The 18,625-nt window shown below is 70.8% G+C and carries 20 protein-coding genes; 13 read left to right on the top strand and 7 right to left on the bottom strand.

The genetic code is table 11. The features are described from left to right. Positions 1-780: a class I SAM-dependent methyltransferase gene (locus AB0M93_RS26920; RefSeq protein ID WP_364277518.1), complete on the bottom strand. Its 780-nt coding sequence runs from the start codon at positions 778-780 to the stop codon at positions 1-3. Positions 781-851: 71 nt separating this feature from the next. On the opposite strand from AB0M93_RS26920, the gene AB0M93_RS26915 reads away from it, so the two are divergent. Continuing rightward, on the top strand, positions 852-1,061 hold the full coding sequence (locus AB0M93_RS26915; protein WP_364277515.1) for a DUF2945 domain-containing protein: 210 nt from the start codon (positions 852-854) through the stop codon (positions 1,059-1,061). Here AB0M93_RS26915 and AB0M93_RS26910 read toward each other — a convergent pair. Then, entirely contained in the window at positions 1,058-1,507 is a 450-nt protein-coding gene (locus AB0M93_RS26910) for an HIT family protein (RefSeq protein ID WP_364277512.1), read from the bottom strand. The genes AB0M93_RS26915 and AB0M93_RS26910 overlap by 4 nt on opposite strands. A 10-nt stretch (positions 1,508-1,517) precedes the next feature. Continuing rightward, positions 1,518-2,636 (bottom strand): helix-turn-helix domain-containing protein, encoded by a 1,119-nt coding sequence (locus AB0M93_RS26905; RefSeq protein WP_364277509.1) that lies wholly within the window; start codon positions 2,634-2,636, stop codon positions 1,518-1,520. Between the two features lie 283 nt (positions 2,637-2,919). Here AB0M93_RS26905 and AB0M93_RS26900 point away from each other — a divergent pair, with 283 nt between their 5' ends. Further along, positions 2,920-4,053, top strand: a complete 1,134-nt coding sequence (locus AB0M93_RS26900) for a YncE family protein (RefSeq protein ID WP_364278026.1) — start codon at positions 2,920-2,922, stop codon at positions 4,051-4,053. A 3-nt stretch (positions 4,054-4,056) separates the two neighbouring features. On the opposite strand, the gene AB0M93_RS26895 is transcribed toward AB0M93_RS26900, so the two are convergent. Together AB0M93_RS26895 and AB0M93_RS26890 are read right to left on the bottom strand one after the other, a co-directional pair. Then, positions 4,057-4,470 carry a DUF5655 domain-containing protein gene (locus tag AB0M93_RS26895; RefSeq protein ID WP_364277506.1) on the bottom strand — a complete coding sequence of 138 codons (414 nt, stop codon included), beginning with the start codon at positions 4,468-4,470 and terminating at the stop codon, positions 4,057-4,059. A 121-nt stretch (positions 4,471-4,591) separates the two neighbouring features. Further along, positions 4,592-6,376 (bottom strand): helix-turn-helix domain-containing protein, encoded by a 1,785-nt coding sequence (locus AB0M93_RS26890; RefSeq protein ID WP_364277503.1) that lies wholly within the window; start codon positions 6,374-6,376, stop codon positions 4,592-4,594. A 138-nt stretch (positions 6,377-6,514) separates the two neighbouring features. Here AB0M93_RS26890 and AB0M93_RS26885 point away from each other — a divergent pair, with 138 nt between their 5' ends. From AB0M93_RS26885 to groL, 9 genes are all read left to right on the top strand, one after another. Continuing rightward, a complete protein-coding gene (locus AB0M93_RS26885; RefSeq protein WP_364277501.1) occupies positions 6,515-6,745 on the top strand; it encodes a hypothetical protein in 231 nt (76 codons plus the stop codon). Between the two features lie 109 nt (positions 6,746-6,854). Further along, positions 6,855-8,504, top strand: a complete 1,650-nt coding sequence (locus tag AB0M93_RS26880; RefSeq protein WP_363994068.1) for a methane monooxygenase — start codon at positions 6,855-6,857, stop codon at positions 8,502-8,504. 15 nt (positions 8,505-8,519) lie between these two features. Further along, entirely contained in the window at positions 8,520-9,548 is a 1,029-nt protein-coding gene (locus AB0M93_RS26875) for a 2Fe-2S iron-sulfur cluster binding domain-containing protein (RefSeq protein WP_364277498.1), read from the top strand. 7 nt (positions 9,549-9,555) lie between these two features. After that, a complete protein-coding gene (locus AB0M93_RS26870; RefSeq protein WP_364277495.1) occupies positions 9,556-10,725 on the top strand; it encodes a toluene hydroxylase in 1,170 nt (389 codons plus the stop codon). After that, positions 10,722-11,093, top strand: coding sequence for a propane 2-monooxygenase effector subunit MimD (gene mimD, locus AB0M93_RS26865; RefSeq protein WP_364277492.1), 372 nt, complete (start codon positions 10,722-10,724; stop codon positions 11,091-11,093). The genes AB0M93_RS26870 and mimD overlap by 4 nt, the downstream gene beginning before the upstream one ends. A 35-nt stretch (positions 11,094-11,128) precedes the next feature. Continuing rightward, positions 11,129-12,166 (top strand): amidohydrolase family protein, encoded by a 1,038-nt coding sequence (locus AB0M93_RS26860; RefSeq protein WP_364277490.1) that lies wholly within the window; start codon positions 11,129-11,131, stop codon positions 12,164-12,166. After that, a complete protein-coding gene (locus AB0M93_RS26855; protein ID WP_364277487.1) occupies positions 12,163-12,852 on the top strand; it encodes an iron-sulfur cluster assembly protein in 690 nt (229 codons plus the stop codon). The genes AB0M93_RS26860 and AB0M93_RS26855 overlap by 4 nt, the downstream gene beginning before the upstream one ends. Then, positions 12,849-13,874 (top strand): NAD(P)-dependent alcohol dehydrogenase, encoded by a 1,026-nt coding sequence (locus AB0M93_RS26850; RefSeq protein WP_364277484.1) that lies wholly within the window; start codon positions 12,849-12,851, stop codon positions 13,872-13,874. The genes AB0M93_RS26855 and AB0M93_RS26850 overlap by 4 nt, the downstream gene beginning before the upstream one ends. 8 nt (positions 13,875-13,882) lie before the next feature. Then, positions 13,883-15,574 carry a chaperonin GroEL gene (gene groL, locus AB0M93_RS26845; protein WP_364277481.1) on the top strand — a complete coding sequence of 564 codons (1,692 nt, stop codon included), beginning with the start codon at positions 13,883-13,885 and terminating at the stop codon, positions 15,572-15,574. Between the two features lie 71 nt (positions 15,575-15,645). Here the strand turns inward: groL and AB0M93_RS26840 are convergent, their stop codons facing one another. Then, on the bottom strand, positions 15,646-16,245 hold the full coding sequence (locus AB0M93_RS26840; protein WP_364277478.1) for a hypothetical protein: 600 nt from the start codon (positions 16,243-16,245) through the stop codon (positions 15,646-15,648). Positions 16,246-16,375: 130 nt separating this feature from the next. On the opposite strand from AB0M93_RS26840, the gene AB0M93_RS26835 reads away from it, so the two are divergent. Together AB0M93_RS26835 and AB0M93_RS26830 are read left to right on the top strand one after the other, a co-directional pair. Next, complete coding sequence (locus AB0M93_RS26835) at positions 16,376-17,017, top strand: GNAT family N-acetyltransferase (RefSeq protein ID WP_364277475.1); 642 nt, start codon at positions 16,376-16,378, stop codon at positions 17,015-17,017. Further along, on the top strand, positions 16,959-17,468 hold the full coding sequence (locus tag AB0M93_RS26830) for a TetR family transcriptional regulator C-terminal domain-containing protein (RefSeq protein WP_364278023.1): 510 nt from the start codon (positions 16,959-16,961) through the stop codon (positions 17,466-17,468). Before AB0M93_RS26835 ends, AB0M93_RS26830 begins: the two co-directional genes overlap by 59 nt. Here AB0M93_RS26830 and AB0M93_RS26825 read toward each other — a convergent pair. Further along, complete coding sequence (locus AB0M93_RS26825) at positions 17,465-18,592, bottom strand: epoxide hydrolase family protein (RefSeq protein WP_364277472.1); 1,128 nt, start codon at positions 18,590-18,592, stop codon at positions 17,465-17,467. The genes AB0M93_RS26830 and AB0M93_RS26825 overlap by 4 nt on opposite strands. Between the last annotated feature and the right edge of the window lie 33 nt (positions 18,593-18,625).

Below are 18,625 nucleotides of genomic sequence, written 5' to 3'. Positions count from 1 at the left end.
TTACCCGCGGTGATCACCGATAACCCACCGCAGCCCGCAGGTCAGCATCGGGAGGGTGAACTCGCCGTCCGCCGTTTCCGGTGCACCGGCGAGAAAAGCCCGGATCCGGCGGAGCGTGTCCGCGCGCTCCGGTTCCGGCATGACCAGCACGCCGGCCCGGGTGGTCAACGCCGCCACCAGGGAATCGGCCGTGCGGCGCTGGCCGTGCGGGAACTCGGCCCGCTCCGGCTCACCGAAGCCGTCGGTCCCGCGCAGGAGCCCGGCTGTTTCGGCGCGCCAGCCGGTCGGTGTGTCCCGCGGGCCGATCACCGCGCTTCCGGCGGCGCGCGCCAGCCCGGCCACCCAGCCGACCCGGTCGTCCACCACGTTCCACAGCCCGGCCAGGACTCCGCCCGGCGCCAGGACCCTGGCGATCTCGGGGCCCGCGACGGCCATGTCGAACCAGTGCAGGGCGTTGCCGGCCACCACCGCGTCGACGGACGCGGCGGGCAGCGGGATCGTCTCCGCGCTGCCCGGCCGGGCGCGGACATCCGGCTGGGTCCGGCGCAGCTGCGCCAGCATCGCCGGGTCCGGCTCGACCGCGGTCACGTCGAGGCCCAAGGCCACCAGCGTCGCGGTGAGCTTGCCGGTTCCGGCACCGAGGTCGAGCACCCGCCGGCCCGGTGCGGGGGCCAGTGCCCAGCGCACCGCGGCGGCCGCGTAGTCCGGGCGGTGCTCGGCGTAGGCGGCCGCCGCCACGCCGAACGACGAGGCGTGCCGGTGCCGCTCGTTCTGCTCCACGCGGTCACCGTATCGGGGCGGCGGCCCGAAGTCGCCGGTGATCGCGCGGATTCGCGGGTACCCGGCCCGCCATGAGCAAGGAATTCAAGAAGGGCGACCGCGTCCGCTGGGACGCCGGCAACCAGAGTTCGGTCGGCACGGTCGAAGAGAAGATCACCAAGGACACCCACGCCGGCAAGCGGGACGTCAAGGCGTCCCCCGACAACCCCCAGTACCTGGTCAAGAGCGAGAAGTCCGGGAAGACCGCCGTGCACCACCCGGACAAGCTCCACAAGGCCTAACGCGCCGCCCGGACCTTCTCCGCGACCTCCGCCAGCTCCTCCCGCGACCGGACCCGCCAGTCGGCGCTCAGCACGAAGCCGTCGCCGGGGAAGCGGGGGATCACGTGCAGGTGGACGTGGGGGATCTCCTGGCCCGCCGCTTCTCCGTCGGCCAGGAACAGGTTGATCGCCTCGCAGCGCAGGTCCGTGCGGCGCAGCGCCGCCGCCAGTTCCTGGGCGATGGTGAACATCCGCGCGCCCGCCGGAGCCGGCAGCGCTGCCAGGTCCGCGTGGTGGGCGCGGGGGAGCACCAGCAGGTGACCGGTCGTCACCGGGCGCAGGTCGACGATCGCCACGAACTCCGCGTCCTCGTGCACGAACGCCGCCGGGGCCCGGCCCGAGGCGATCGCGCAGAAAACGCATTCTCCGGTCGGTGTGGTCGCCGGCATGCGGGGAGGTCCAGCCATGCGGGTGACCCTATCGGCCGCCCAGCCAGTGGTGCAGGGCCCACCACGACCGCACCGCGTCGAGGACGCGGCCGCCGCTGTTCTCCGCCAGCGCCACCGGGGTCAGCTCGGCCAGCCGGTCGAGGCGGTAGCGGACCGTGTTCGGGTGCAGGTGCAGCGCGTCCGCCGTCGGGCGCAGGCGCTGACCGTGGTCCAGGTAGGCCAGCGCGGTCGCCGCCAGCTCGCGGTGGAACGCGTTGGCCGGGTCGAGCGCGCCGAGCAGGTCGGTCGTGAGCAGGTCCCCGAGCAACGGCTGGGCCGCCAGGGCGACTTCGCCCGCCAGCGACGGGAGGTCGTGGTAGCCGGGCCCGGCGATCCGCGCGGCCGCCGTGCAGAGGCGGTGCACCTCCCGCAGCTCCGGCAGCGCCGCCGGCGGCGCGACGACCAGCAGGGCGCCGTCGGCGAGCGCCACCCCGCCGGGCGGCCGGGCGGCGAGGCCGGTGAGCCTGCCCTCGACCAGCCCGTACACCCCGCCGAACTCCAGCAGCGCCTGCTCGAGCGTCCGGGCGCGCGCCGGGTCGCTGACATCGGACACCACGCACGAGTACCGGCCTTCGGGACGCAGCCCGGCCTGCCGGAGTTCTTCGGGCGTGGGCGGGTGCCCGGCGAGCAGCAAGGTGCGCAGCAGCTGGGTCCGCGCGTCCCGCACCGTGCGGGACAGCTGGAGCTCGGCGGCGTGGTAGCCCTTGACGATGTGCCGTTCCAGCGCGCCGGTGTAGCGCTCGGCGTCCAGGACCGTCTCCAGGATGACGTCGTCGGGCAGGCCCGCGGCGCGGGCGCGTTCGACGGCGAAGCGGGCCGCGAGCGTGCGGCCGGCCTGGACCCCGCGCAGCAGTTCGGTGAGCGGGACGCCCTGTGCGGCGCGGTCGGCGCCCAGGGCCTCGGCGGTGGTGTAGTCCGCGGAGTCGGGGTTCGTCGTGGCGCGCAGCGCGGCCGACAGCAGGAACCGGACGTGCCGCCGGTTCTCGGCCTCCGGCAGCCGCGCGACGCCGGGTGACTGGCTCCGCGCGGCTTTCACCAGCTCGTCGACGACGGTGTCGTCCGCGGCCATCTCGTCCAGCACCTGCCGGAGCAGCGGCGAGGCCGGCACGGCACCCTCCCGTTGTGGCCGGGCCACAACACCGCGCCGCGGTGTTGGGCGAGCGGCCCTACCGGAGCGGCTCCGGTGGCCGGTTATCGTGACAATACCGGACAGTAACCCCGTTTCCCCGCGAAATCCACCGCACCTCTTCAGTGTCGAAAGGTGTCTCCCCGTGCACGATTCCCGTCGAAAGCGGTCGTACCTCTCCCGGCTGGCCTGCCTCACCGCGTCCGTCGCCCTGCTGGCGACCGGCGCCGCGGTGCCGGCGACCGGCGCCGCCCTGCGGGAGGTGATGTTCGTCGGCAACAACTGGGACGGCACGGCGGACGTCATCCAGTCCCGGGGCTCCTTCGCCCGCATCGCGCGGGTGAACATCATCCCGGACAAGGACCAGCGCCTGGCGGAGATCTACCTCAACCCGGTCAAGCTCGCCTTCTTCCTCGGCATCCGCAACGGGCCCGGCGAAGGGCACGACCAGTTCGTCGACGACATGTACACCACGCCGGACGGCGGTTCGGTGGTGGCGTCGCGGCCGAGCTTCGCCGACGTCGTCTCGATCAACCTCACCACGGGCCGGATCAACTGGCGCTTCCCGGTGTCGGGCTTCCGGTCCGACCACATGGCGGTGTCGCCGGACGGCCGCCGCGTCGCCGTCTCCGCGTCGACGTCCAACACCGTGCACGTGCTGGACATCGTCACCGGGCAGCAGGTCGGTTCCTTCGCCACCGGCGACAAGCCGCACGAGAACGTCTTCACCGACGGCGGCCGCTACATCTGGAACATGTCGATCGGCGAGGTCAACACCGACCTCGACGACCCGGGCTGGGACTTCACCAAGGGGGACCGGCACATCACCGTCGTCGACGCCTCGACGTTCCGCCAGGTCAAGGTGATCGACATGCGCCAGCGGCTCGACGCGTTCGGCCGCAGCGACCTCTCGGACGCCGTGCGCCCGGTCGCCTTCACCCCGGACGAGTCGAAGCTGTACTTCCAGGTGTCGTTCTTCAACGGCTTCGCGGAGTACGACGTCGCCACCGACAAGATCACCCGGGTCAAGGAACTGCCGAAGAACCCGGCCACCAGCGACGACCGCAAGACCTTCGTCAACGACTCGCGCCACCACGGGATGTCGATGAACCCGGCCGGCACCAAGCTCTGCATCGCCGGGACCATGGACGACTACGCCACGGTCGTCGACCGCGCGTCCCTGCAGCAGGGCACGCTGGTGCCCGCGGTGAAGCCGTACTGGGCGACGGTGAGCGGCGACGGCAGCGCCTGCATCATCTCCGAGGCCGGCGCCGACCAGGTGACCGCCATCGATTTCGCGACCGGGCGGAAGCTGGTCTCGGTGCCGGTCGGCGACCACCCGCAGCGGGTCCGCCTCGGTCACGTCCCCGAAGGCTGGACGGGTCCCACCGGGTCCTGAACTTCAGGAGACGGCGAAGGCCGCGGTCAGCCAGCCGCGGACTTCGTCGTCCACATCGGACACCGCGCGCAGGCTCAGCCGGTGCCCGACCCGCGGCCCGCTCGCCCAGCTCGCCGGGGCGATGCGGGCCGTTTCCACCGGCCGGGGCAGCCACAGGTACACCAGGACGTCCCGCGACCGCGGGCGCAGCTCGGCCAGCTTCCGGTCGCGCTTGAGGAACACGCCGACCTTGACGGCGTCCTCGTGGACGTCGCCGAGGCTCCGCAGGTGCGCGAGGACGGCGTCGTAGACCGCCCGCTGCCACGGCGGCTTGCCGGCGAAGGTCTCCTCGACGGTGCAGCCCGGCACGCAGGTGTGCCCCTGGCCGGCGCGCGCGAACTCGCGGTCGCAGCGCGGGCACGTCCACCGGGTCGGCATGCCGTCCAGGATGGCACTCACAGCGGCGCGGCGCCGAGCGCCGGGATGGCGGCAGCCGCGTGCACCAGCCGCCGGGCCGCGGGCCACGCAACCGAGGGCTTCCGGCCGGCCGGCCGCGTCGCTACCGGGCCGGCGGCACGATGCCGTACTCGTGGATCTTGCGGTAGATCGTCGCCCGTGAGATGCCCAGCAGCTTCGCCGCCCGGACCTTGTTGCCGTCCGCGTCTTCCAGGCACCGCACGATGGCGTCCCGCTCGATCGACTCGAAGCGGTTGAGCGGCCGCCGCGTCACCGCGTGGAACTCGGCCGGGAGGTCGCCGGGGCGGATGGTGCCGGCCCGGCGGCGCTGGGCCACCTTGCGCAGCACCTGGTGGAGCTGGCCGGTGTTGCCCGGCCACTCCGCCCGCATCAGCAGGTGCAGCGCCGCCGCCGAGCACGTCAGCCGTCCGCCGTAGCCGAGTTTGCTCAGCACCAGCGGGACGAGTTCCGCGAGGTCCTCGACGTGGTGGCGCAGCGGCGGCACCCGGACCGTCCGGGGGAAGAACTTCAGCAGCTCGGCCAGCGCCGGCTCGGTTTCGGCCTCCGGCACGAGCGTGACGACCACCCACGGCGCGTCCGGGGCCTCGCGCAGCTGCCGCAGGACCGCGGCCAGCGCGTCGGCGGCGGGGGCGTTCAGGCGTTCGGCGTGCCGGATCACCAGCGTGCGGACCGGGGCTTCGGCGTGTTCGCGCCGCAGCGCGGCCCAGTCCGCGCCGAGGGCCGCGTCGACGGTCAGCAGCCGGGCCGCCGGGTGGTGGCGCTGGTGGAGGCCCTTGGCCAGGGTCAGCTTCCCGGTCCCGGGCTCGCCTTCCAGCGCGACCCACTCGCCGCGCTGGTGGCCCGTGTCGAGGTCGTGCCCGCAGCGCAGCCACAGCGGCGCCGAGCCGACGACGCCGGGCAGGTACATCGGCAGCATCGGCGTCGGGACGGCGAGGGTCTCCTCGGCCTCGATCAGCTTCACCGACAGCACGCCGCCCGCGGTGTCGGACTCGCGCCGGCCCGCGACGCGGCGGCAGAACACCCGCACCCGCAGCCCGCTGGAAAGGGACAGCGTCGCCGGGGTCCGCCGTCCCTCGGCCAGCGCCTCGGTGGCGTGGCCGAGCAGCACCGACTGGTCCGCCGGGTCGAGCAGCTGCCGAGCCCGGTCGTTCATCATCACGATGTCCTCGTTGAACGCCAGCACGATGCCCGTCCACCGCCGGCAGGTCTGCAGGTAGGCCTGGAACAGCAGCATCTCCCGCAGGTCGCTGTGCCGCAGCAGGGCCTGGCGGATCTGCTCGGCCGTGGACCGCGCCAGCGCGACGAGCAGCCCGCCCGCGTCCTTGTACCAGCAGGTGAGGTCGACGGCGCCGACCTTCTTGCCCGAGATCGGGTGGTGGATCGGGACCCCGGCGCACGCCAGGTTCTCCAGGTGCTCGGCGTAGTGCTCGTGCCCGAACACCGCCGTCGGGCGGCCGTCCTCCAGCGCGGTGCCGATGCCGTTGGTCCCGACCGACTGCTCGCCGTAGCTGAACCCGGGCACCAGCTCGACGCGCTCCAGGTGCCGGGCCAGGTCGGCGTCGCCGGTCCGCTGGGTGAGCACGACGCCGTTCGCGTCGGTGAGGATGAGGCTGATCGGCTGGCCGTCGAACTGCTCGCCGAGCTTGTCGAGCACCGGTTCGGCGCCGCGCATGAGCGGGATGTCGAGGTTCTGGTCGCCCAGGTAGAGCGGGTCGATCCGGTCGGCTTCGACCTGGAACTCCCGCGACCGCCGCCACGAGGCCAGTATCGTCGGCCGGACCGTGTCCGCGGGGACCGTTTCGGCGGTCAGGAACCGCACCCGGGAGCGGGCGAGCTCGTCGCCGGCGACCAGGGCCGTCTCGTCCACGTGACCTCCACTTCCCCGCGGCCCACGTGGGTGCGGGCACACCCGTTGTGCCGCCCGTCCAGGGTAAGCCGTGCGACGGCCGGACCGGTGTCTCAAATTGAGACGCTCTCCGCGGGCCACCGGCGGTGCGATGGACGCATGGCCGCCGAGACGTACAACCCCTGGACGATCGTCAACCTGGTCTTCACGCACCTGGCCGAGCAGGGCCTGCACCCGGCGCTCGGCGCGTCGGGCGACCCCGGCGAACCCGCCGCTGCGCTGCTGCGCGCGTTCGGGATCGTTCCGACGGTCGAGGGTGACGCGCGCGTGCAGGCGGGGATCCACGACGAGCTGGCCGGGCTGCGCGCGCGGCTGCTCGACACGCCCTGAACAGCGGTTCTGTCTCAGATTGAGACCCGCGTCCCCCGCGGATGCCCGCCTAATGGTCAACGCAGGAGGACGCCCCGGGCGGCGAGCTCAGGAGATAAGGAGTTGGTCCATGAGTCGCCAGAGTGTGGCGAAAGCCCACCAGAAGATCCAGGAACTGTCGTGGGAACCGGCGTACCACACCCCGGTTTCGCACTACGGGACCGACTACACCTTCCGGAAGGCCAAGAAGAAGGACCCGTTGAAGCAGGTCCTCCGCTCGTACTTCCCGATGCAGGAGGAAAAGGACCACCGGGTCTACGGCGCCGAGGACGGCGCGATCCGCGGCAACATGTTCCGCCAGGTCCAGGAACGCTGGCTGGAGTGGCAGAAGCTGTTCCTGTCGATCATCCCGCTGCCGGAGATCTCCGCCGCGCGGGCGATGCCGCTGCTGTTCCGCACGGTGCCGAACCCGGAACTGCACAACGGCCAGGCGATCCAGATGATCGACGAGGTCCGGCACTCGACGATCCAGCAGAACCTCAAGCGCCTGTACATGCAGAACTACATCGACCCGGCGGGGTTCAACTCGAGCCTGCGCAACTTCCAGAACGACTACTGCGGCACGATCGGCCGCCAGTTCGCCGAGGGCTTCATCACCGGTGACGCCATCACCGCGGCGAGCATCTACCTCACCATCGTCGCCGAAACGGCGTTCACGAACACGCTGTTCGTCGCCATGCCGGCCGAGGCCGCCGCCAACGGCGACTACCTGCTGCCCACGGTGTTCCACTCCGTCCAGTCCGACGAATCCCGCCACATCAGCAACGGCTACGCGACGCTGCTGATGGCGCTGTCCGACGAAAGCAACCACCAGCTGCTCGAACGCGACCTGCGGTACGCGTGGTGGAACAACCACGCCGTCGTCGACGCCGCGATCGGCACGTTCATCGAGTACGGCACCAAGGACCGCCGCAAGGACCGCGAAAGCTACGCGGAAATGTGGCGCCGCTGGATCTACGACGACTACTACCGCTCCTACCTCGTCCCGCTCGAGAAGTACGGCCTCGTCATCCCGCACGACCTCATCGAAGAAGCGTGGAACCGGATCTGGAACAAGGGTTACGTCCACGAGGTCGCGCAGTTCTTCGCCACCGGGTGGCTCGCCAACTACTGGCGCATCGACCCGATGACCGACGAGGACTTCGAGTGGTTCGAGTACAAGTACCCGGGCTGGTACGACAAGTACGGGAAGTGGTGGGAGAACTACAACCGCCTCGCGACGCCGAACGGGCACCACCCGATCGTCGCCGAGGACGTGGACTACGTGTACCCGCACCGCTGCTGGACCTGCATGGTGCCGTGCCTCATCCGCGAGGACATGGTGGTCGACGAGGTCGACGGCCAGCACCGCACGTACTGCTCGGAAACGTGCCGCTGGACCGACGCCGAGGCGTTCCGGCCCACCTACCAGGGCCGCAACACCCCGAACATGGGCCAGCTGGTCGGCGCCCGCGAGTGGGAGACGCTCTACCACGGCTGGAACTGGGCCGACGTCGTCTCCGACATGGGCTTCGTCCGCGACGACGGCAAGACCATGGTCGCGCAGCCGCACCTGGACCTCGACCCGAAGAAGATGTGGACGCTCGACCACCTGCGCCGGATGCCCGAGGTGCAGTCGCCGAACGTGCTGCTCAACCAGATGACCGCCGAGCAGCGCGCCGCGTTCGTGGCCGACTACAACCGCCAGGGCCCGGCCGGGCGCCCGGCACCGCAGGCCTGACGGGCAGGGTCCGGCATGAACGAAAAGCACCGCGTCCGGTTCGAGCCGGTCGGGATCGAGATCGACGTCGCCGAGGACCAGACGATCCTGCGCGCCGCCGCCGAGCAGGGCGTCATGCTCATGCACGGCTGCAAGGAAGGGCAGTGCGCGGCCTGCAAGTCGTTCCTCCTCGACGGCGACGACGTCGAACACGACCGGTACTCGACCTTCGCGCTCCCCGACTACGAAAAGGAGGAAGGCTTCACGCTGCTGTGCCGGGCCCACGCCTACGAAGACCTGACCATCGAACTGCTCAACTACGACGAGGAGATGATCCAGTCCGGCCTGCCGATCCAGGAGGCGGAGGTCGAGGTGGTCGCCAACGAGAACGTGACGCACGACCTACGGCACCTGGTCGTCCGGCTGGACCAGGACCTGAAGTTCTTCCCCGGCCAGTACCTCGACTTCGCCATCCCGGGGACCGAGGAGACGCGGTCGTTCTCGATGGCCAACACCTCGGCCCGCGACGGGCTGCTCGAGTTCGTCATCAAGATCTACCCCGACGGGCTGTTCTCCCGGTTCCTCGACGCCGAAGTCGCGGTCGGCGACCGGCTTCGGGTGACCGGCCCGTTCGGGGTGTTCACCTTGCGGGACAACCCGGGCAAGGACCTCGTCTTCGTCGGCGGCGGCGCCGGGATGGCGCCGATCCTGTCCCTGCTGCGGTCCATGGCCGAGCGCGGCATCGACCGGAAGGCGACCTTCTACTACGGCGCCCGCCGCCGTCACGACCTCTGCTTCGAGGCGGAGCTGCGGGCGCTGGAAGAGAAGCTGCCGAACTTCCGTTACGTACCGGCGCTTTCCGAGCCGGGTGACGACGACTGGACCGGCGAGACCGGGTTCGTCACCGACGTCCTGCGCCGGGCCGGCGTCGACCTCACCGGTGCCGACGCCTACGTCTGCGGGCCGCCGCCGATGGTCGAGGCGGCGCTGGAGCTGCTGCCCGCGCTCGGCGTCGACGGCAAGCGCGTCTTCTACGACAAGTTCACCACCACGGGCGAAGGGTAAGGAACCCATGACAGCCACCCATGAACGCAGCGTGCCCAAGCCGACGTTCACCGACGCCGAGGCGGGCGCGAAGGTCTTCCCGGACTCCGCCGCCCGCCAGTACAACTACTTCACTCCGGCCAAGCGCAAGCAGAGCCACTACGAGGACGTCACCGTCGAGGTCCAGCCCGACCCGCGGCACTACCTGTCCCAGGGCTGGCTCTACGCCTTCGCCGACGGCCAGGGCGGCTACCCGCTGGAGTGGACGGCGCTGAAGGCGTGGGGCTCGGACCGGCCGCTGCCCGAACGCGGCCCGGGCTCCGGCGGCAAGGGCTACGACTGGCCGGCACTCGGCTGGCACGAGTTCCGCGACCCCAACGAGGAGTGGGAGCTCACTCTCTACCGGTACAACGCGAACGTCGTCCGCCAGCTCAACCAGAACATCGACGCCGCGCGCCAGGCCAAGGCGTTCGAGCAGTGGAACCGCAACTGGGTCGACTTCGTCGCCAAGCACGTCGGCGCGTGGATGCACGTCGACCACGGCCTCGGCCTGTACCTGTTCGCCAACGCCAACCGCCGTGCCCCGACGAACATGCACAACAACGCGATCTCGGTCAACAGCATGCATCGCATCCGCGCGGCGCAGGACCTGGCGCTCTACAACCTGACGCTCGCCGAGGAGATCGAGGGCTTCGACGGCACCGCCCACCTCTCGACGTGGAACGAGGACCCGGCCTGGCAGGGCGTGCGGGAGACCGCCGAGCAGCTGACCGGGATCTGGGACTGGGGCGAGGCGATCTTCGCCGCGAACGTCGTCTTCGAACCCTTGGTCGGCGAGCTGTTCCGCAGCAACCTGGTGCAGCAGGCCGCGCCCGCGAACGGCGACTTCGTCACCCCGACGCTGATCGGCGCCGAGGAGTTCGACTTCTCCGAACGCGACCTCCGCTACACCAAGCCGCTGTTCCACCTGCTGATCAACGACAAGGAGTTCGCCGACCACAACAAGGCGCTGCTGCAGAAGTGGCTCGCGGACTGGGTGCCGAAGAGCATCGCCGCCGCCCGCGCGCTGCAGCCGCTGTGGTCGCAGCCCGACGCCAAGCCGATCCGGTTCGAGGACGGTCTCGACCGCGTGAAGAGCCGGTTCGCCGGCATCCTGTCCGAATTGGGCCTCAAAGCACCGGAGGAGCTGGGCCAGTGACTGTCTTCAAGACCGCGGAAAGCCCGTTCAAGGCGGACAACACCGCGTCGAACATGTGCGGGTTCACCCTGATGAACAACCAGGTGGGCGCGATCATCGCGGAAGTCATGGCCGCCAAGGAGAACGTGACCGTCACCCCGCTGCCGTCCATGATCCGCGTCGACGCCCGGGGCCGGACGGACCTCGTCTACGCCGAGGTCGACGAGGCCGCCGGCGAGGAGGAGGGCTGGTTCAACGCGGCCGAGTTCGAGGAGAGCATGTCCACCCACTACGGGCGCATGATCCACGAGGACGACCGCACGATCATGTTCGCCAACCCCGAAGACGCGGCCGAATACCTCGACTTCGACCTCAAGCCCGTTCGCTAGGCACCAGCACTCGATCCGCTCAGGAAGGATCACCCATGTACGAAAAAGACGGCGAAAAATACTTCGTGGTGGACGCCCACACCCACTTCTGGGACGCGAGCCCGGAGAACTGGGTGGAGGGCCAGGAGGAATACGCCAAGGGCTGGATCGAGTGCTTCCACGCCTACCAGGGGCTCGGCCCGAAGGAGACGCACTGGCCGATCGACCGGTTCCAGAAGTACTCCGAGGAACTGATGATGCACGACCTGTTCGAGGTCGGGCACGTCGACAAGGCCATCTTCCAGCCGACCAACCTGCGGCAGTGGTACAAGACCGGGTTCAACACCACCGAGAACGACGGCGCGCTGGCCGAGAAGCACCCGGACAAGTTCCTCGTCAACACCACCTTCGACCCGCGGGAAGGCGACGCGGGGATGAAGGCGTTCGAGGAGCGGGTCAAGCGGTACAACTGCAAGGGCGTCAAGCTGTACACGGCCGAGTGGCGGGGCGGCTCCCGCGGCTGGAGCCTCAAGGACCCCGCGGCGGCTCGTTACCTCGAGAAGTGCGAGCAGCTCGGCGTCAAGAACGTCCACATCCACAAGGGGCCGACGATCTGGCCGCTGGACAAGGACGCCTTCGACGTGTCCGATGTGGACCAGGTGGCGACCAGCTTCCAGGGCCTCAACTTCATCGTCGAGCACGTCGGCCTGCCGCGCATCGAGGACTTCTGCTTCATGGCCACCCAGGAGCGGAACGTCTACGCGGGGCTCGCCGTCGTGGTCGGCGGCCTGATGCACGCCCGCCCGAAGTTCTTCGCCAAGGTCATGGGCGAGCTGATGTTCTGGCTCGGCGAGGACAAGCTGATCTTCGGCGCGGACTACGCCATCTGGGAACCGAAGTGGCAGGTCGAGGGCTTCGTCGACTGGAACATGCCCGATGACGACGAGCTGTCGGACTTCGCGCCGCTGACCGTCGACCAGAAGAAGAAGATCCTCGGCCTGAACGCCGCCCGGCTCTACGACATCGACGTCCCCGAGGAGCTGAAGCTCGCGGACCCGAAGAACGTCGAGCCCGTCGGCGTGCCGAACCCGTGACCGCCGTGGTGACCGGCGCCCGCGCCGCCGTGTGGGCGGCGCTGGGCACCGTCCGGGATCCCGAACTGGACGAACCCCTCACCGACCTCGGGTTCGTGGCCCGCTGCGAGGTGAGCGACGCGGGCCACGCCGTCGTCCGGCTGCGGCTGCCCACGTACTTCTGCGCGCCCAACTTCGCGTTCCTGATGGTCGCGGACGCCTACGACGCCGTCGCCGGGGTGCCGGGCCTGACCGGGCTCGACATCCGGCTCGACGACCACTTCGCGTCCGACGTCATCAACCGCGGAGTGGCCGCGCGGCGGGGGTTCGTGGCGTCGTTCGACGGCGAGGCCGTCGACGAGCTCGACACGCTGCGGTACGACTTCGTCCGCAAGGCCGTCCTGGCCGGCACCGACCGCGTCTGCCGGTCCCTCGGCCGGGACCCGCGATCGCTGACCCTCGGCGACGTCCCGCCGAGCCCCGACCTGGACCGGCTGCGGGCCCGCCGCCGCGAGCTCGGCCTGCCCGCCGAGGACGGCGACCCGCTGCTGCTCGACCCGGCTACCGGTACGACCCCAGCCGACGCGAAGCGGTATCTCGCCTTTGCGCGGCTGACCCGCACGAGCATGGAGGCCAATTCGGGCGTCTGCCGCGGCATGCTGCACGCGCGGTACGCCCTGACCAGCGAAGAGGAGGGCACGGGATGAAGGCCGTGCGGCTGCACGAGTACCACCAGCACCCGGTGATCGAAGACGTCCCGGAGCCGCGCGCCACCGGCCCCTTCGACGTCGTGGTGAAGATCGGCGGCGCCGGCGTCTGCCGCACCGACCTGCACATCATCGAGGAGCAGTGGGCCGAGAAGTCCGGCGTCGAGCTGCCGTACACGATCGGCCACGAGAACGCGGGCTGGGTGCACGAGGTCGGCCCGGCGGTGACGAACGTCGAGGTCGGCGACACGGTCATCCTGCACCCGACGCCGACGTGCGGGCTGTGCCACGCCTGCCGCGCGGGCGACGACATGCACTGTCCCAACGGGAGCTTCCCCGGGATCAGCAGTGACGGCGGGATGGCGGAGTACCTGCTGACGTCGGCGCGGGCGTGCATCAAGCTCGACCCGGCGACCCGCCCGGAAGACGTCGCCGCGCTCGCCGACGCGGGCATCACCGCCTACCACGCGGTGCGCAAAGCCGTCCCGCAGCTGTACCCGGGCACCACCTGCGTCGTCAATGGCGCCGGCGGCCTGGGGCACATCGGCATCCAGTCGCTTCGCGCGTTGACGGCCGCTCGCGTGATCGTGGTCGACCGCAACGCCGACGCCCTCGAACTGGCGGCGACCCTGGGGGCCGACGAGACGGTGCTGGCCGACGGCAAGCAGGTCGAGGCCGTGCTCGACCTGACCGGCGGCAACGGCGCCGAGGTCGTCCTCGACTTCGTCGCCGAGCAGGGCGCCCAGCAGGACGCCTTCGCGATGACGCGGCGCGCCGGGTCGCACTTCGTCATCGGCTACGGCTCGAACATCGAGATCCCGACGATCGACATCATCTCCACCGAACGCAACATCATCGGCAACCTCGTGGGCACCTACAACGACCTGGCCGAGCTGATGGTGCTCGCCCAGGCCGGGAAGGTCACCCTGCACACGAAGAAGTACCCGCTGGACGCGGCGCTCGACGCACTGGCCGACCTCGACGCCGGGCGCGTGCGCGGCCGGGCCATCCTCACCCCCTAGGAGCAGCCATGGCGAAGGAACTGCGGTTCGGCTCGGACGCCCGCGACCTGCTGCTGGCGGGCGTCGACAAGCTGGCCGAAGCGGTCAAGTCCACGCTGGGCCCCAAGGGCCGCAACGTGATCATCGAGAAGATCACCGGTTCGCCGGTGGTCACCAACGACGGCGTCACCATCGCCCGCGAGATCCACCTCAAGAACCAGTTCGAGAACATGGGCGCGCAGCTGGTCAAGGAAGCGGCGATCAAGACCAACGACGTCGTCGGCGACGGCACCACCACGGCCACCGTGCTCGCCCAGGCGATCGTCCGCGAGGGCATGCGGGCGATCTCGGCCGGCGGCAACCCGGTGCTCGTCAAGCGCGGTATCGACCACGCCGTCGGGCTGCTGGTGGCGCACTTGGAGAAACAGGCCCACCCCGTGGTGTCCGAACAGGACTACGCGCGGGTGGCGGCGATCTCGGCCAACGACGACGACGCCGTCGGCGCGGTCATCGCCAAGGCGCTGCACACCGTCGGCGACGGCGGGGTGGTGACGGTCGAGGAGTCGCCGTCGATCGGGATGAGCGTCGAGTTCGTCGAAGGCTTCGAGTTCGACAACGGCTACCTCTCGCCGTACCTGGTCACCGACCCGGGCCGGCTGGAAGCGGTGCTCGACGACCCGTACATCCTGATGTGCGCGGAGAAGATCACCAAGGTGCAGCAGCTGATGCCGTTGCTGGACAAGGTGATGCGCGCGCCCAGGCCATTGGTGGTGATCGGCGAGACGGTCGAAGGCACGGCGTTGTCGATGCTGGTGCACAACCACATGAACGGCACGTTCCAGTCGGTCGCCGTCCGCGCACCGGGCTTCGGCGACCGGCGGCTGCACAAGCTGGAGGACCTCGCGGCGATCGTCGGCGGCGCGGTGCTCTCGCGGCAGTCCGGGTTCACGATGGAGACGATGACGCTGGAGCACCTCGGCCGGGCCAAGCAGGTCCGGGTCACCGAGAACCGCACGACCATCGTGGGCGGCGCCGGTTCGTCCGAGGCCGTCGAGTTCCGGGTCGGGCAGCTGCGGGCGGAGCTGGAGCGAGCGCAGTTCGGCGTCGACGAGGACGTCCTGACCGAACGGATCGGCGCCCTGACCGGCAAGGTCGCCGTCGTCCGCGTCGGCGCGGCGACCCCGGCCGAGCTGAAGGAGCTGCAGCACCGGGTCGAGGACGCCCTGTCGGCGACCCGGGCGGCGATGGCCGAAGGCATCGTGGCCGGCGGGGGAGCGGCACTGCTCCACGCCGAGAAAGCCCTGGAAGGACTCGGGCTCGAAGGTGACCAGGCCATCGGCGTCGAGATCGTGCGGCGCGCGCTGGCCGAGCCCGCGTTCCTGATCGCGCACAATGCGGGCCACCCGGCGCACGAGATCGTCGCCCGCACCCGCGAGCTCGGCAGCGACGAGGGCTTCGACGCCCTGCACGACCGGTACGGGGACATGATCGCCCTCGGCGTGGTGGACCCGCTGCGGGTGTGCCGCTCGGCCGTGCAGAACGGCGCTTCGGTGGCGGGCCTGCTGCTCACGACGAACTCGCTGATCGCCGAGGAACAGACCCCGTGGGGCGGCAGCCCGGCGCTGATGACCGAGTTCGGTCCGCTGGACGAGGGCCTGCACCAGCCTTCGCCCGACGCGAGCACGCCGCAGTCCCTCGGGATGGGCCCCTCCGTCGGCTGAGCCGGCGGAGTGCGGAGGTCTCCTCGCCGGCGTCCTGAGCCCCGGCGGGGAGACCTCCGGCCCGCCGGGGCTCAGCGAGCGAGCCCGTGGCGGGCCAGTTCGTGCCCGGCCAGCTTCGCGATGACGTCCCGGTCGCGTTCCCGCCAGCCGGTGGCCGGCTCGCCCACCGAAGCCAGCCGCCCCAGCGGCTGGGTGGCCAGGGCCCGCAGGGCCAGGAGGTCCAGGCCCTCGTCGCCGAGGGCCCGCAGCCGCGCGGCCGCGGTGGCGCGGCGGACGTAGTGCCAGCGCAGCGGCAACCACGACACCAGGAGCGTCAGCACGGGCAGGGCGATGATGACCGCCGCCAGCCACCAGGCCAGGTTCCCGACGGCCTCGATCTGCCACCGGCCCGCGTCCGTGAGCTTGCCGCCGACGTCCGAACCGCCGTGGAGGGCCTTGGCCAGCGCGTCCCCGACGAGCGGGATGCGGTCGGCGGAGTTCGCCGCGGAGTCGAAGGTGCCGCGCAGGCCGGTGCCGGCGTCGACGAGCCCGTCCCCGGGCGCCCGCAGCTTCATGACCTGGTCGTACACCGAGGTCCCGAGCCACACCGCGATGACGACGAGCAGCACGGCCAGTAGGTCGCTGACGAGCTGGGCGGTACGGCGGATCGGCCGTTCGGCGTAGAGCTGCATCGGGCACGCCTTTCGCGGTGGGGGAGCGCGGCCACGGCAACGTACCCGTGGCCTCGCCGGGCGAACCGCGCGGTCGTTCTATGACGACCGTCATAGTGTGTCCGGGGCCGGAGTGTGGTCCCCTGTGACTATGACCACTGTCATAGAGGCGGCTGACCGCGCAGGGGTCGCCGCCCTCGTCGCGGCGTGCTCACCGGACAGTCTCCGGCGCCGGTTCATGATGGGCGGCCCGGCTCGGCCGGCCGACGTCTTCCAGCGCTACCAGCGGTTCCTGCTCGCCGGACCACCGGACGGCGTCGCGCTGCTCGCCCACCGCGGCGGCACGCCGGTGGGGCTGCTCAACTTCGCCTCCCCGGCGCCGGGGGAGGCGGAGATCGGCATCCTCGTCGCCGACGCGTGGCAGCGGCAGGGGATCGGCAGCGCGCTGAGCCGGTGGCTGTGGGCGTCCGGGCGCTGGCCGGGCTGGACGGTGCGCGCCACGGTGCAGGCCGGCAACACCGGCGCCGAGGCGCTGCTGCTGCGCCAGGGTTTCCGGCCGGTGCCGTCCTACGAGCGCGGCGAACGCGACTTCGCGCTGGTCGTCCCGGACTGGGCTACCATGACGGACGTCATGAAGGAGGCAGCCGATGACGAGGACGCCGCGCGAGCGGATGGTGCTCAGCGCCGCGCAGCTGGTGCGGATCCAGGGTGTCGGGGCGACCGGCATGCGGGACGTGGTCGCCCACGCCGAAGCGCCCCGGGGATCCCTGCAGCACTACTTCCCCGGCGGTAAGGACCAGCTGATCGCCGAAGCCGTCGCCTGGGCCGGCGACTACGCCGCCCGGCGGGTGGCACGCGTCGCGGCGAAGATCGAGGACCCGACGCCGGGCAAGCTGTTCGCGGCCATGGCCGCCCAGTGGCGTGACGAGTTCACCCGGGACGGTTTCGACGGCGGCTGCCCCCTGGTCGCCACGGTCGCCGACACGGCCGCGACGAGCGACGGCCTGCGCGAAGCGGTCGGCAAGGCGTTCGACGGCTGGCAGCGCCCGGTCGCCGCCACGCTGGAACAGCTCGGCGTGCCACCGGCCCGCAGCACGCCGCTGGCGGTGCTGATGCTGAGCGCGCTGGAGGGCGCGATCGTCCTGGCGCGGGCCCACCAGGACGTCGCCCCACTCGACACGGTGGTCACGGAACTGCGGCCTCTGCTCGACGGAGCGGTGGACAAGCGCCGCCGTCGCGCCTAGAGATCGCGGAAGAACTCCCGGATGTCGTCGACGAGGACATCCGGCGCCTGCAGCGACGCGAAGTGGCCACCGGTGTCGTACTCCCGCCAGCGAGTCACGGTGTTCGACAGCTCGGCCAGGCCGCGGATGGCGTGGTCACCCCGGAAGTTCGCGACGGCGGTCGGCACCCCGGACGGCGCCGGCCGCTGACCCCAGCTGTCCGTGGCCTCGAAGTAGAGGCGTGCGGCCGAGCCGGCGGTGCGGGTGAGCCAGAAGATCGTCACGTCGGTCAGGATCGCGTCCCGGCTCACCGGGGTCTGCTCCGTGGCGGCAGGATCCCAGTCGACGAACCATTCGAGGTTCCACGCGAGCTGCCCGGCGGGGGAGTCGTTGAGGGCGTAGGCGAGGGTCTGCGGGCGGGTGGCCATCTGCGTGGCGTAGCCGGAGTGGGCGTACCACCAGGTCTGGTTCTCCAGCGCCCGCTTCCGGTCCGCTTCGGACAGTCGCTCGAGATCCCCGGGAGCGGTCGGCACCCCGGCATTGGCAACGGCGTTGACGTGCACCCCCAGCACGGCATCCGGAGCGACCCGCCCGAGTTCGGGCGAGACGATGCTGCCGAAGTCGCCACCCTGGGCCCCGTAGCGTTCATAGCCGAGCCGGCGCATGAGTTCGGCCCAGGCCAGGGCGGTCCGGCGCGTGTTCCAGCCGGTTTCCTTTGTGGGGCCCGAGAATGCGAAGCCCGGAACGGACGGTGCAACGACGTGGAAGGCATCGGCCGGGTCCCCGCCGTGCTTCCGCGGGTCGGTGAGCGGACCGATGATGTGCCGGAAGTCGGCTGTGGTGCTCGGCCAGCCGTGGGTGAGGATCAGCGGGGTGGCGTCCGGTTCCGGGGAACGGACGTGCAGGAAGTGGATCCGCTGGCCGTCGATGGTCGTGGTGAACTGGGGGAAGGCGTTGAGCTCGGCTTCCTGGGCTCGCCAGTCGAAGGTGTTCTGCCAGTAGTCGACGAGGTCGGTCAGGTAGGTTTCGCTGACGCCGTATTTCCAGCCTGCGTTGGGGAGTTCGCCTGGCCAGCGGGTCCGGGACAGGCGGTGGTGGAGTTCGTCCAGTTCGGACTCGGGGATGTCGATGTGGAAGCGGTCCATGGTCGTGAGTGTTCCTGCTAAGTAGGACGTCCC

The sequence above is a fragment of the Amycolatopsis sp. NPDC051102 genome (assembly GCF_040682815.1).
Taxonomy (GTDB): domain Bacteria; phylum Actinomycetota; class Actinomycetes; order Mycobacteriales; family Pseudonocardiaceae; genus Amycolatopsis.
This window is presented reverse-complemented; position numbering and strand designations above follow the sequence as displayed.

Coding starts and splice junctions, on each gene's coding strand:
- AB0M93_RS26915 (WP_364277515.1), top strand. CDS start 852: ATGAGCAAGGAATTCAAGAAGGGCGACCGCGTCCGCTGGGACGCCGGC.
- AB0M93_RS26910 (WP_364277512.1), bottom strand. CDS start 1,507: ATGGCTGGACCTCCCCGCATGCCGGCGACCACACCGACCGGAGAATGC.
- AB0M93_RS26900 (WP_364278026.1), top strand. CDS start 2,920: ATGTTCGTCGGCAACAACTGGGACGGCACGGCGGACGTCATCCAGTCC.
- AB0M93_RS26895 (WP_364277506.1), bottom strand. CDS start 4,470: ATGCCGACCCGGTGGACGTGCCCGCGCTGCGACCGCGAGTTCGCGCGC.
- AB0M93_RS26885 (WP_364277501.1), top strand. CDS start 6,515: ATGGCCGCCGAGACGTACAACCCCTGGACGATCGTCAACCTGGTCTTC.
- AB0M93_RS26880 (WP_363994068.1), top strand. CDS start 6,855: ATGAGTCGCCAGAGTGTGGCGAAAGCCCACCAGAAGATCCAGGAACTG.
- AB0M93_RS26875 (WP_364277498.1), top strand. CDS start 8,520: ATGAACGAAAAGCACCGCGTCCGGTTCGAGCCGGTCGGGATCGAGATC.
- AB0M93_RS26870 (WP_364277495.1), top strand. CDS start 9,556: ATGACAGCCACCCATGAACGCAGCGTGCCCAAGCCGACGTTCACCGAC.
- AB0M93_RS26860 (WP_364277490.1), top strand. CDS start 11,129: ATGTACGAAAAAGACGGCGAAAAATACTTCGTGGTGGACGCCCACACC.
- AB0M93_RS26850 (WP_364277484.1), top strand. CDS start 12,849: ATGAAGGCCGTGCGGCTGCACGAGTACCACCAGCACCCGGTGATCGAA.
- groL (WP_364277481.1), top strand. CDS start 13,883: ATGGCGAAGGAACTGCGGTTCGGCTCGGACGCCCGCGACCTGCTGCTG.
- AB0M93_RS26840 (WP_364277478.1), bottom strand. CDS start 16,245: ATGCAGCTCTACGCCGAACGGCCGATCCGCCGTACCGCCCAGCTCGTC.
- AB0M93_RS26835 (WP_364277475.1), top strand. CDS start 16,376: ATGACCACTGTCATAGAGGCGGCTGACCGCGCAGGGGTCGCCGCCCTC.
- AB0M93_RS26825 (WP_364277472.1), bottom strand. CDS start 18,592: ATGGACCGCTTCCACATCGACATCCCCGAGTCCGAACTGGACGAACTC.